Origin of the sequence: Paenibacillus sp. FSL R5-0810, from assembly GCF_038002285.1 — a bacterium.
Classification (GTDB): Bacteria; Bacillota; Bacilli; order Paenibacillales; family Paenibacillaceae; genus Paenibacillus_AQ; species Paenibacillus_AQ lactis.
This window is the reverse complement of record NZ_JBBOCF010000001.1, coordinates 5598003-5610717: the sequence shown is the minus strand read 5'-3', so window position 1 is coordinate 5610717 and position 12715 is coordinate 5598003. Positions and strand designations below refer to the sequence as shown.

At 53.6% G+C, this 12715-nt stretch carries 7 protein-coding genes and 1 riboswitch; of the genes, 1 reads left to right on the top strand and 6 read right to left on the bottom strand.

The genetic code is table 11. From position 1 onward, the window contains the following. Window positions 1-33: 33 nt before the first annotated feature. The 6 genes from MKX76_RS24845 to MKX76_RS24820 form a co-directional block, all read right to left on the bottom strand. Window positions 34-1878, bottom strand: a complete 1845-nt coding sequence (locus MKX76_RS24845) for a cache domain-containing sensor histidine kinase (protein ID WP_007128823.1) — start codon at window positions 1876-1878, stop codon at window positions 34-36. Continuing rightward, window positions 1875-3455, bottom strand: a complete 1581-nt coding sequence (locus tag MKX76_RS24840) for a response regulator transcription factor (RefSeq protein WP_007128824.1) — start codon at window positions 3453-3455, stop codon at window positions 1875-1877. The genes MKX76_RS24845 and MKX76_RS24840 overlap by 4 nt, the downstream gene beginning before the upstream one ends. 296 nt (window positions 3456-3751) lie before the next feature. Next, window positions 3752-5431: an extracellular solute-binding protein gene (locus tag MKX76_RS24835; RefSeq protein WP_007128825.1), complete on the bottom strand. Its 1680-nt coding sequence runs from the start codon at window positions 5429-5431 to the stop codon at window positions 3752-3754. 67 nt (window positions 5432-5498) lie between these two features. Beyond that, entirely contained in the window at window positions 5499-6398 is a 900-nt protein-coding gene (locus MKX76_RS24830; protein ID WP_144877950.1) for a carbohydrate ABC transporter permease, read from the bottom strand. Window positions 6399-6423: 25 nt separating this feature from the next. Further along, on the bottom strand, window positions 6424-7401 hold the full coding sequence (locus MKX76_RS24825; protein ID WP_007128827.1) for an ABC transporter permease: 978 nt from the start codon (window positions 7399-7401) through the stop codon (window positions 6424-6426). Between the two features lie 411 nt (window positions 7402-7812). After that, entirely contained in the window at window positions 7813-9876 is a 2064-nt protein-coding gene (locus MKX76_RS24820; RefSeq protein ID WP_144877949.1) for a molybdopterin-containing oxidoreductase family protein, read from the bottom strand. Between the two features lie 574 nt (window positions 9877-10450). Further along, window positions 10451-10633, top strand: a riboswitch (cyclic di-AMP (ydaO/yuaA leader). A gap of 177 nt (window positions 10634-10810) precedes the next feature. Between MKX76_RS24820 and MKX76_RS24815 the strand changes: the two genes are divergently transcribed. Further along, a complete protein-coding gene (locus MKX76_RS24815) occupies window positions 10811-12637 on the top strand; it encodes an APC family permease (protein WP_144877948.1) in 1827 nt (608 codons plus the stop codon). Window positions 12638-12715 lie beyond the last annotated feature (78 nt).

Sequence of the window (12715 nt, the reverse complement as noted above, 5' to 3'; positions counted from 1 at the left end):
GACGCTTTAATCGAGCAGCGAAACAGGACCGCTTCAGCTGCCCTGCTGCTCCGTTTTCCGCTCATCGCTCCGGTGCCCCCGTCTCCTCTTCGCAGGAATCCGGATTTGTACCGAGGTTCCGATGCCGACCCGGCTAAAGATGCTTACGCCATACTCGGGGCCGTAATGCAGCTTCACCCGCTCGTCGATATTCCGAATGCCGCAGCCGACATGGCTGTGATCCCCCGGATCGAAGATCTCGCGGATGCGTTCCGGCTTCATGCCCAGACCATCGTCGATGACCCGGTAGAGGATCGTGTCCCCCTCCTTCTTCACCAGCACCCGGATATGAATCCGGTCTCCGCTCCAAGCATGCTTCAGCGTATTTTCGATGAATGGCTGCAAAATCAGCTTGACGGTCTCGTAGGGCCAGATGTCCGGATCGATGTCGAAGGCAACCTCCATGCGCCTACCGTATTTCACCTTCTGGATATCCAGATAAGCCGAAGCCTGTTCGATCTCCGCGGCGATCGGGATCATCGTTCGGCCGGAATTCAGCGTCAGCCGGTAAAACTGCGCCAGCTGGACCACCATCTGCTGAAGCTTCTCCGTCTCGCCGAACTTGGCCAGCTGATTGATGGACGACAGCGTGTTATACAAGAAATGCGGATTGATCTGCGCCTGCAGCATCTCCAGCTCCGCCTCCTTCTTCTGAAGCTGGGTAAGATACACCTTATTGATAAGCGCTTCGATATCTTCCCCCATGGCGTTGAGCGCATCGGCGATCTGCGGAAATTCTCCCCGTCCCCGGTACTTGATCCGCTTGTTCAGGTTTCCTTCCCGAAAGGCGTTCAGCACGGATACGATCTTCGTAATTCGAATGGACAGATACCGGGACATGAGAAATCCCGTCAGGACGAATAGAATGACGCACGCCAAACAGATAAGAATAAAGACGGTGCGTACGCGCTTGGCCTCCTGCTCGATAATGTGAAGCGGGACCTCCGCAACGAGTCTCCAGGACTGCTGGGGAAGCTGTTCCTCCAAGACCAAAGCATTGTTCTTGGCGTCTGCCGCCGGTAGCGGGTCCATACCGGTTTTAAGACCATGGGCTTGAACGCCCCCGCCCGGTCTCCCGGAGGAATAAAGGACGTTCCCGGAGGCATCGACCACCGTCAGCGTGCTGCCTTCTCCCAGCTTCTTGTAATCTACGCTTTCGAACAACTCGGACAGGCGGACGCTGAACCGCATGATTCCCACTTCCTTGATCTCGAGCAGGTTCCCCATATCCACGATCCGCCGGATCAGCGAAATTCTGCCGTCCGTTTGATCCTCCTCGACCTGCCGCCACAGCATGGTTTTGTTGTAGCTCTCTTCAGGAAGCTCTTCATACCAGCGCTTATTATAAATGCGCTCCATATGATAGACATTGTAGGTTTGTTCACTGTAATCTTCGCGTCCTCCCCACAGCCGGTATATTTCGTCCAAGCTCTTATTATGGAAGTATACGGACAGCCTTAGATTCAGTCCGATTGCTTTGGAGGCGCTTTCCAATTTCGGGATGATGACCTTATTCATCCGGTTATAATTGTCCATCCGCTCGTCCATCCGCTTCACGCTTTGGATCAGGCTTGAGTCATTGTATAAAGTCGCGGAGGTTTGAACGATATCATCGACCTTGTAAGCCACATTATCCCGGATCTGTGCCAGCGTCCCCTGAATATTCTTCCGGGTCTGCCTCCGCATGCTCTCGTCGTACATGGTCTGGGATATATAAAAGTTCGCGGAAACCAAAAGGATAATAAACGCCAGATACGACAGCATCAGCTTGTAACCGATCGGTATGTATCCCGTCCCGCTGCCTTTGCGTTGTCCGGGTTGAAGGAATCGGCGGATCATTCGCTTTCTCTCTTTCGGTATTCCAGCGGTGTGATGCCGAATTTTTCCTTAAACTGCCTGCTGAAATAAGGAAGATACCGGTACCCCACCTGATCGGCCACTTCATAGATTTTCATGCCGGGCTGCTTTAACAGCTCGCAGGCCTTCTCCATCCGAAGCTGCACCAGCAGCTCATTGAACGTATGGCCCGATTTTTCCTTGATTAAATACCCGATATGGCTCGGTGAAAAGGAAAAATGCTGGGCGATATCCCGAATGGTGATATTTTCGCTCATATGCTCCTTGATAAAGCTGATCACGCTCCGGATGAACTTGCTGTCCTTGCTGTTTGCCTTCTCATACAGCTTCTCCGATATTTCGAACATGCGCCGGACCAGCCAGCCCCGGATATCGTTCACCGTCTCAAACTGCATCAGAATATCCAAGTGCTGCATCTCCATGCCGAGCAATTCGAACAAATCCTCATCTTTGCTGCTTAAATATTGATCAAGCTTCCAGATGATATAGCTGGACATATTGTGTACGGTAAATCGGGAACGCAGTCTCTTGACCGAATCAAACCATTTATCGAGCTCATCGCAAATCCGGACCAGCTCGTAATCCTCCATCGCTGCAAGCAGGCTCTTCATCCGTTCATCCAGCATCCGGGCATCCAGCATGGCCGGCTCGGCCCGTACATCCTCGTACTTGATCACGGTGCCCTTGCCCAAAAACATTTTGCCCTCCACCGCCTCTACGGCCTGCCTGTGCGATGCTTGAAGATCATCCGGCCCTTTAGCGGTTCCGCCGATTCCAGCGGTGACGGTTGCAGGCAATTGCCGACGGATCCGGTCAACCAAGTCCCGTACCATAGCGTCGGACTCGGCTTCCTCCAACAGCAGCGCGATCCGCTGGGAGGACAGCTTGCACCAAGTGACGATCCCGAGGGCCAATACGCTGTCCTGCACATGCTGCAAAAACTTGCGGGTCGTCTCCCGCTGCGAGGACATCCCTCCCGCCTGCTCCCACGGCAAATTGTCCAGCTCGATGACCGCTACCCGCACCGGCCAATGCATCCGGTCAAGCCCGTACGATACCATCTGTTTGGCCAGTGCTTCGCTGTCATCACTGTCCTCCCGTTCCAGCAGCCTTATCAGAATGTCGCTTTTGACAATCGGGATCATTTCCTGATAGGCCGTTTCCACTTCGCGCTGCTTGATCTCTTCATCCAAATCCCGCTTTGCTTTCAATAAAGAGGATACCAGCTCGCTATCGTTCATTGGCTTCAGAACATAGCTGTATGCCTTGAGGGATAACGCCTGCTGAACATAACTGAACTCCTGATAGCCGCTGACGAATATGATCCTGATGCTCGGCTTGCGTTCAAGCGCGATTCGGGCCAGCTCAAGCCCCGACATATAAGGCATATTTACGTCACTGACAAGAATGTCGATGTCTTCCTTCTCAATGATGTCGCATGCCGACAAGGCGTTGTTCACACTCCCCCTCACCACCATATTCAGGTCGGACCAAGGGATAAACCTCCTCATTCCCTCCAAATCAAGCTCCTCATCATCGACCAACAGAACCTTATACATGCCATCCCCCCTGTTCGAAATCGATCACAAAAGGAGGCCGCGGCGCTTCTGCGAAAGCCGCTGTGCTTTCCTGCCTGCGCCTGCGCCTGCTCCTCGCTCTTCCGTTCGTCTCTCTCTGCCTGTAAATTCCGTGATGTTTAACGCTCTCTTGCCGAAACCGGCAGTTACGTCTAACCACAAAGCTCTGTCTTTTGAAGCATCCTCCATCAAAACGGAGATATCCCAAAGAATCCACCCGCGGATTCTTTGGGACGTTGGGATAAGAATGGATAATATGTCCAGCAAGAGAAACTAGATTATTTCTGCATTTTGGCGAGGTTTTCTTGCCATTTGACCGTACGCCATTCCAGGAGCCTGTCATAACCCAGATCCATCAAGTCTTTATTGCCCTGGTCGAGGATTTTGTCGACTTCCTCGTCGCTTGCAGCCATGGACGACTTGGCATAGATCTCAAGGAACAATTCATCCACCGAAGTCCGGATAATGCCTTCCTCGGAATCGGTTGGCGGATTCAGTCCGGTAAACTCGGTCACATTCAATTGAGTCGGCCAGGTGATGGTCTGCTGATAACGTGCGACCCAGTCCTGCTCCTCAACCGGAAGGCTCTCCATGTACTTCCATTTGGCAGGGTCGATATAGCTGGTATTGCCCACGAACATCACTTTATCATTCTTGGTTTGAATCTCCGCCACTTCTTTCGGATCATAGTTCTCCGTGAAGTTCGGCTTGCCTTCTTCATCAAATCCTTTCCAGTTCTTCCCTTCCGGACCGAAGAACTGGACATTCATGCCTTCAGGTCCGGTATACCAATCAAGGAATGCAAAAATGGCTTCAGGGTCTTCGGCAGCCGTCGTGATATAAGCGGCATTCCAGCCGAAGCTGGTATACGTTCCCGGGTAAATTTTGTTCTTATCCAAACCTTCCTTCCGGATCGGCCAAATCATGAAGTAGCCGGCATTCGGATCCGTCTTGGTTAATTCCTTGTGCGCCTCGCTGGCGAAGAGCGTAGGGTTCGCCGAAGCATAGACGGCTACTCTTCCGGTCATGACCTTCTCCTTAACCTGATCCTCCGTCTGGTTGAACGCATCCTGGGAGATCAGCTTTTCCCGATACAGCTTGGAAATATATTTCTGGGCTTCGCGGAATACCGGATCGGTTAGCAGCGATGTCAGCTTGCTGTCTTTCGGAACCGCCAGCAGATTCGCGTTCAGGTTCGTGTAGCTTGCTCCTTCTCCAAACGCGGTGTACAGCACGCCCAAACCTTGTCTTTCCTGGGCCCGATGCGGCTCGAACGGCACCACTTGGTCTCCGTACTTTTCTTTTACCTTGACCAGGTAGTTGTAGAGATCGTCGGTTGTTTCCAGTTTGGGTGAACCAAGCTCCTCATAGATTTTCTTGTTCACGGCATATCCCGCATTTCCGAAAGGACGGGAGGAGTACCAGTTCGGAAAGCGGTACAGCTTGCCGTCTGCCGAACGGAGCAGGTTCAAATCATCTCCCATCCAGGTCTTCAGATTCGTGTACTTATCCAGATAATCATCATAAGGAACGAGCTTGCCGGCCTTCTCCAGCCGGTCCATGTCCGGGTGGTCCCGGTCCGTCCAGATCATGTCAGGCAGATCATCGGAGGCCATCATGGCGCTCAGCTTTTGCGTATGGGCTCCGGCAGCTTTGATCATGTCAATCTTGACCTGCTTCTCCTCGCTGAGATATTTACCGATCGGCGTGCTTTCCCATTTAGGGAAGTCGGTATCCTGGTAATGGGCGTATGCGCTGAACTGGAGCGGCTTCTCTCCCAGCACCCACTTATCTTCTGTATTTTCTTTAGGCGGTTCATTCGGCTGTTCATTGGTCTTCGGTGGATTGTTTGTTGGCGGCGGCGAGCCTTCGTTGGACTTGGTGCATCCCGTCATGACGGTAACGAGCACCAGCAGCGCCGATGCCATGACCAGGAGCGGCTTTTTCATCTTGCTCATTCTCTTAACCCCTCTCATTCTCGAATTATATATGTTCAAAGCTGTTCGCCTTAAACCGATGCCAGGATTACTCTTTCAGCGAGCCTACGAGCACGCCCTTGACAAAATACTTCTGTACGAAAGGGTACACGAGGATAATCGGAGCGGTGACCACGATCATCATCGCCATCGTCAGCGATTTCGAGCTGGTGTTCTTGGAGCTTTCGATCAACGCAAGCGCGCTGCTGTCGATAGCGGAGCTTTGCGCGGTTTTGATATTGGCGTTCAGGGTCTCCCGCAATATCGTCTGGATCGGCAGCAAATCCTCGTTGGTGATATAGATGCTTGGCAGGAACCAGTCGTTCCAGTGACCGACCGCCGTGAGCAGCGCCAAGGTCGCGATGACCGGCCCCGAGAGCGGAAGCACGATCCTGAAAAAGGTCCCCCAATTGCTGCACCCGTCAATATGCGCAGACTCTTCCAGGCCGACCGGCAGCCCTTTAAAGAACGTGCGGAAGATGATCATATTCCAGACGCTCACCATAGAAGGAATGATAAACACCAGGAACGTATCCATCAGGCCGAGGGACCGGATCAGAAGGTAGGTCGGGATCAAGCCTCCGCTAAAGTACAGGGTGAATATAAAGAAGGTCATGTAGAAGCTCCTACCATACAAATAAGAGCGGGTCATTCCGTATGCCACGATAGCCGTCATCAGAATCGAGGTGGCGGTTCCGACGACCGTCCGGGCGATCGAGATCATAAACCCGTTGATCAGACGCTCATCCTGCAGGATCACCTGGTAATTCTCCAGCGTGAATTGACGCGGCCAGAACGTGATGCCTCCTTTGGAGGTATCCACGCCGACGTTGAAGGAGATCGCCACCGCGTTCCAGAATGGATAGAGCGCTGAGAAGGCCAATAAACCAAGCAGAACGTATATGACGGCAAGCATGACCTTGTCTCCGAAGCTGATTCTTTTTAACATGCTGTACCTCCTAAGCTTGCGAATCTTACCACAGACTGTTGCCGGATCGGCGGGCCATGTAGTTGGCAATCGTCAAGAGCGTGACGCTGACGATGGCTTTGAATAGCCCGATGGCGACAGCATAGGAATAGCGGTGTGTGCCTAGCCCCACGCGGTAGACGTACGTATCGATAACATCGGACACCGGCCTCAGCACCGGATTCGTTGCGAGAAGCAGGATATCCTCAAATCCCGCATTGACCAGGTTGCCAATGGCAAGAATCATGAAAATAATGACAACCGGCATGATGGAAGGCAGCGTAATGTTGAAAATCTGCTTGAATTTGCTTGCGCCGTCGATATCGGCTGCTTCATACAGTGCCGGGTCGATCCCTGCGATGGCAGCCATAAACACAATGGAGTTGAACCCGATTTCCTTCCACACATTCGCCGAGATTAGAATCGACCAGAAATATTCCTTCATGCCGAGGAAGTTAATCGGCTCGTTGATCAAACCTACGCTTTTCAGAAGCATGTTGACGCTTCCATTCTCTGTGGACAGCATCGACATCGTCAGACCGGCCACGATGACCCAAGATAGAAAATGAGGCAAATAGGTAAGCGTCTGGACCGTCCGTTTAAAGAACATATGGCGGACTTCGTTCAGCATAAGCGCCAGCAAAATCGGTGCCGGGAAGCCGATAAAGAACTTTAGCAAACTGATGACGAGGGTATTGCGGATCAGCCGCTCAAACTCCGGCGCGTTGAAGAAGGCTTCGAAATGCTTGAAACCGACCCATGGATTCTCCCAAATTCTCGAGCCCGTAAACAGGTTGTAATCCATAAATCCGGTAATCACCCCGTACATCGGCAAATATGAGAATATGAAGACGAGGATGACTCCGGGAATGACCATAAGCTGGACATCCCATTGTTTCATGAAGCGGCGCAAGAAGCTGGAGCTGTGGATTCGGGGCCCCGGGGTAACCGTTGCCGGCCGCTGTTTCGGTGCAGATTGGGACATGTTGTTCCTCCCGCTTGAAAAATATAGTCAAGGCGCATGCGAACATCCTTGCGACACACGTTAACGCCAGCCTAAGGGCTGCGGTCTTTCGGACTTAAGGACATTCTAACCTTGGCGATGGGGTGAAACTATATAACAAACCCGCGATTTTTTATACTTCTGACGGATGATCGGTACGGACACAGCTTGAAAAAGTATAAAGTCTGCCTGCCCACGGCATAAAAAAAGATGCCGCCTAATGATAGACGGCATCTTGATCTTATCAATTACTTTTTTTGTATCGGTTAAATGGATCGTTTCAGGGCATTGCCCATCGCATTTGAAGCACTGCACCCCGCGCATTCATTTAGCTCCGTACCGCTTACGGCATTCGCGCATATTCCGATATCGGGGAGAGGCCTCCCCTTCGGCTTATGTGCGCTTGATCTCGACAACGGTCGAGAAGAAGGTTGCCCCCTCACCCATGTCTGCCAGCCTGTCCGGCGTAAGGGCATTGGCCCGCTGCTTCCGGCCCTCGCCTTCCCACCAGAGGCCTTGGCTGACCACGGTGCCCGGCAGCATCTTATCCACCACTTTGGCGCGAGCCTCGTAGGTTCCGCGATCGTTGAACACAACGATCGGATCGCCGTCGGCAATCCCGCGCTGCTCCGCATCCTCGGGATGGATCTGGAGCGTCGGCTCCTTCTCCATCTTCTGATGCTTCTCGACATTGGCAAAGGTCGAGTTCAAGAAATTGTGGTTCGGCGGGGAAATGAACATCAGCGGATACCGGTTCCCCCGTCCGCGCCGCACCCCGTCATAGCCTTCCTTCAGCGGCACATAGGTCGGCAGCGGCGGAAGCTTGGCTTCCGCCAGTCTGGCCGAATACAGCTCGATCCGTCCCGAAGGGGTCGGAAGCCGGTCCAGGAAGCTCTCGAGAGGCGTCATGTCCAGCTTGACATGGCGCTCTGCCTTCAGCCTGTCCAGGGTCACTCCGTTTAAATACGGATTATCGGGATTATCAAGCGCACGGGCAATCATCTCTTCTTCCGATTCCCGGAAGGCTTCTTCCTCAAATCCCATTGCCCGGCCGAGCAGGGAGAACAGCTCAACATTGCTCTTGCTTTCCCCCTGCGCCGGAATAACCGGCTCCTGAAGCTGAACGTATTGGTGCCAGTACGAGGCGTACAGGTCCGTGCTTTCAAAGGAGGAGGTGGCCGGCAATACGATATCCGCATACTTGGCCGTGTCCGTCATGAATAAATCGTGAACGACCGTGAACAGATCCTCCCGTGCAAAACCCTCTTTCACGCGCTCCGTATCCGGAGCAACCACCAGCGGGTTGCTGCAATAGACGAATACCGAGCGGATCGGCTTCTCGGTCATGGCCAGCGCTTCCCCGATCCGGTTCATATTAATCGTGCGCGCACCCGGGTTCGGCCGCAGATCCGGCCGTTCCAAAGCCTCGCTGTTCATGCTGTTGTAACCCCCGTTTGATTTGGCGGCCCCGCCGCCCCGCTTGAGCCACTGCCCGGTCAGCGCCGGCAGGGCCGCAATGCTCCGCACCGTCATGCCGCCGTTATCATGATGCTGCAGACCGTTGCCGATGTGAATGTAAGACACGCCGGCACGGCCGTACAGCTCGGCCAGCTTCGCCACATCGTCGGCCGGAATGCCCGTTACGGAAGACACGTATTCCGGCGTGTACGTCTTCACATGCTCCCTCAGCTCCTCATGGCCGATCGTATAACGTTCCATGAACGCCTCATCCACCAGCCCGTCCCGGAACAGGACGTGCATGATCCCGACGGCAAGCGCGGCATCCGTACCGGGATACAGCGGAATGAACCAATCCGCCCATTGGCCGGTCTGATTTTTATGAACATCGATGACGACGACCTTCGCGCCCCGCTTGCGGGCTTTTTCGGCGAGCACCACCTGATGCATGTTCGTGCTGACGATATTGCCGCCCCAGACGATGATCACATCGGCGTTCACCGTGTCTTCAGGGACCGTCCCCCCGTTGAAGCCCATGACCGATTTCCAGCCTTCGTTTCCGGCCGAATTGCAGATGGACTGCTTCAGCTTGCTGGCGCCCAGCCTGTTGAAGAAGCGGCGGTCCATGCCGTCTACGCTCAAGATGCCCATGTTCCCGTAGAAGCTGTAAGGCAGGATGCTTTCCGGACCATCCGTTTCAATCAGCGCCTTGTACCGGTCCGCGATTTCCCGGATAGCCTCGTCCCAGCTGATCCGCTTAAATAATCCGGCCCCTTTCGGGCCGGTCCGGCGCAGCGGATAGAGCACACGCTCCGGATGGTATACCCGGTGAGCCATATTGCGGACTTTATTGCAGATCGCGCCTTGCGTGATCGGATGGTCGGGGTTGCCTGTAACCTTTACGATCTTCCCGTTCTCTTTATGCAGCAGCAAGCTGCAAGTATCCGGACAATCCAGCGGGCAAACCGCCGGAAATACGCCGTGTTCCTGATGAATCAATTTGTCCTCTCCCCCTTGTGCTCCAGCCTCTTTCGTATCCCCTTATCTTAAAAAAAATCAGCCTTATCGTAAAGTCATACATTTTTTTCTAAAGATGTGATTCACCCCTCGAACTCCCGGGTATATTTCTATCAAGAGCAAGGATGAGAAACCCAGACCCTTTCTCCTCCTCGCCATATCATGGACCACTCCCAAAAATTCGCCATGCATGTATCTCCTCCCCCGAGATACGGCATGGCGAATTTACATTACGGGCGGCTCAAGAAGCGGCCGCGAATGCTCTGTTCGGCTTGCTTCTTCGATAGGAGCATCCTCTTTTATCTGCACGCCTACCTTTTCCCCTCACCGCGTTTTCTGCTTTCCCTACCGCGCTTTCAGTTTCCAAATCTTCGCATTCAGCGATTTATTGCGTAAATCTGCAAAATAATGATCCCGCGAAAGTCCGTATCCTATGTAATCGCTTACTTATGGATCATTCGGTTCCTTACTGCCGAAAATAGCGGCAAAAGGCCGTTTTACAATCGAATGCCGCAGGCGTAATATACTATTCAGATTTCAAATCCAATATAATCTCACAGTTGATTCGCCGAATTTCCAGAGAGGAAAATGGGGGAACCAAAGCGTATGCCTGCCGATGCGGCAGCCATACTATGGGGTGAATCCTGAATAACCGCGGCCGGTCCCGCGCGGCATCAGGTAGGGCGACTCTCGCGCCCGAATCCGACAGCTAACCTCGTAGGCGTTAATGGGAGGGTTGTGAACTTGTGCAAAAAACACAGGCTCTAACCTGTGTTTTTTCTATGCCAAAAATCGAAAAAATCGAAATGGAGATGCATCCCATGCCCGGCCCTTGACCATTCACCCAAGCCACATAGCTTTATGCTTTTTTGGGGAGAACGACCCAAAATCCAAATCGAATCGGTGGTGAAACACGATGCTATCTTCCATCAAGCGCTTCCTCATCGGAAGACCGCTCAAATCCAATGAATTAGGCGATCAAAAATTGAATAAAACCAAGGCCCTGGCGATTTTGTCATCCGATGCCCTGTCATCCGTCGCCTACGGCCCCGAGCAAATCCTGCTGGTGCTGATGACTGTCGGCGCGGCTGCCTATTGGTATTCCATCCCGATCGCCATCGGCGTTCTCGTCTTATTGCTGGCGCTGATCTTATCGTACAGACAGATCATCTTCTCTTATCCGCAGGGCGGTGGAGCCTATGTCGTGTCGAAACGGAATCTGGGCATGTATCCAGGCCTCGTTGCCGGAGGCTCCTTGCTCGTCGACTATATCCTAACCGTTGCGGTCAGCGTATCGGCCGGGACGGATGCGATTACGTCGGCTTTTCCCGAGCTTCGTCCCTATAACGTCGGGATCGCCGTGCTGTTCGTCCTGTTTCTTACTGTGCTGAACTTGCGGGGCGTGACGGAATCCGCCTCGATCCTGGCCTATCCGGTCTACCTGTTCGTGCTGGCCTTGTTTATTCTGATCGGCGTCGGTCTCTACGATATTGCAACCGGCCACGCTTCGCCGGACCTGCACACCAAGATCGGCACGCCCGTCGCCGGACTGAGCCTGTTTCTGCTCCTGCGGGCGTTCGCTTCAGGCAGCTCGGCGCTGACCGGGGTTGAAGCCATATCCAACGCCATCCCGAACTTCAAGGAGCCCGCGCCGAACAACGCCGCCAAAACCCTGGCCGCGATGGGCTCCCTGCTCGCCCTGTTATTTTCAGGGATCGTATTCCTGGCCTATTATTACGGGGTCAGCCCCAGCGAAGAGGTGACGGTTGTCTCCCAAATCGCCGAGCATACCTTCGGCCGGAACGCGCTGTATTATTTCATTCAGGGGACTACTGCGTTAATCCTGATCCTGGCCGCCAACACGGGGTATTCGGCATTTCCTCTGCTGGCCGTCAACCTGGCAAAGGATAAGTTCATCCCGCGAATGTTCACGGTCCGGGGGGACCGCTTGGGGTATTCCAACGGCATCATCATCCTTGGCCTTCTGTCCATCGTGCTGATCGTGGCCTTCGAGGGCAAAACCGAGCATCTGATCCCGTTGTACGCCGTCGGCGTATTCATTCCGTTTACTTTGTCGCAGACGGGAATGATGGTGAAGTGGATTCGCGAGAAGCCTCAAGGCTGGATCCCCAAGCTGGTCATTAACTCGACGGGGGCTGTTATCAGCTTTGCGGTAACGTTGATCTTTTTCTTCACGAAATTTGCCCAGGTGTGGTCGGTGCTTCTGTTTCTGCCGCTTATCATCTGGATTTTCACCCGGATTCGGAATCACTATGAGGCGGTCGCCGATCAGCTGCGGATTACGACCTGCGAGCCGGCAAAGCCGATCGAAGGCAACATCATTATCGTGCCGGTAGCCGGCATTACGCATGTGGTGGAGAACTCGCTCAATTATGCCAAATCACTGTCCGCTGACCAAATCATCGCCGTTTACGTGAACTTCGAACGGGAAGACCAGATTGCTTTCGAGGAAAAATGGAAGAAGTGGCAGCCGGACGTCCGGCTGGTGACGCTGCATTCGCCATATCGCAGCATCATCTCGCCGCTCACTAAATTCATCGACACGGTACAGCGCAAGGCCAGCGAGTCCGACTACCAGGTGACGGTCGTCATTCCACAGTTCATTCCGAAGAAGGGGTGGCACAACTTCCTGCACAATCAGTCGAGCTTGCTCATTCGCGCTCATCTGCTTTACCGGCGGGATGTTATTCTTACAACGGTTCCTTATCATTTGAAGAAATAGCTGCAGCCCGGACCCATGGCGGGGACGGGCTTTTTTCTGCCTTTGCATCCGGTTCGCTTCCCACATCCGCTCCCAAGC

Coding starts and splice junctions, on each gene's coding strand:
- MKX76_RS24815 (WP_144877948.1), top strand. CDS start 10,811: ATGCTATCTTCCATCAAGCGCTTCCTCATCGGAAGACCGCTCAAATCC.
- MKX76_RS24835 (WP_007128825.1), bottom strand. CDS start 5,431: ATGAGCAAGATGAAAAAGCCGCTCCTGGTCATGGCATCGGCGCTGCTG.
- MKX76_RS24825 (WP_007128827.1), bottom strand. CDS start 7,401: ATGTCCCAATCTGCACCGAAACAGCGGCCGGCAACGGTTACCCCGGGG.
- MKX76_RS24840 (WP_007128824.1), bottom strand. CDS start 3,455: ATGTATAAGGTTCTGTTGGTCGATGATGAGGAGCTTGATTTGGAGGGA.
- MKX76_RS24845 (WP_007128823.1), bottom strand. CDS start 1,878: ATGATCCGCCGATTCCTTCAACCCGGACAACGCAAAGGCAGCGGGACG.
- MKX76_RS24830 (WP_144877950.1), bottom strand. CDS start 6,398: ATGTTAAAAAGAATCAGCTTCGGAGACAAGGTCATGCTTGCCGTCATA.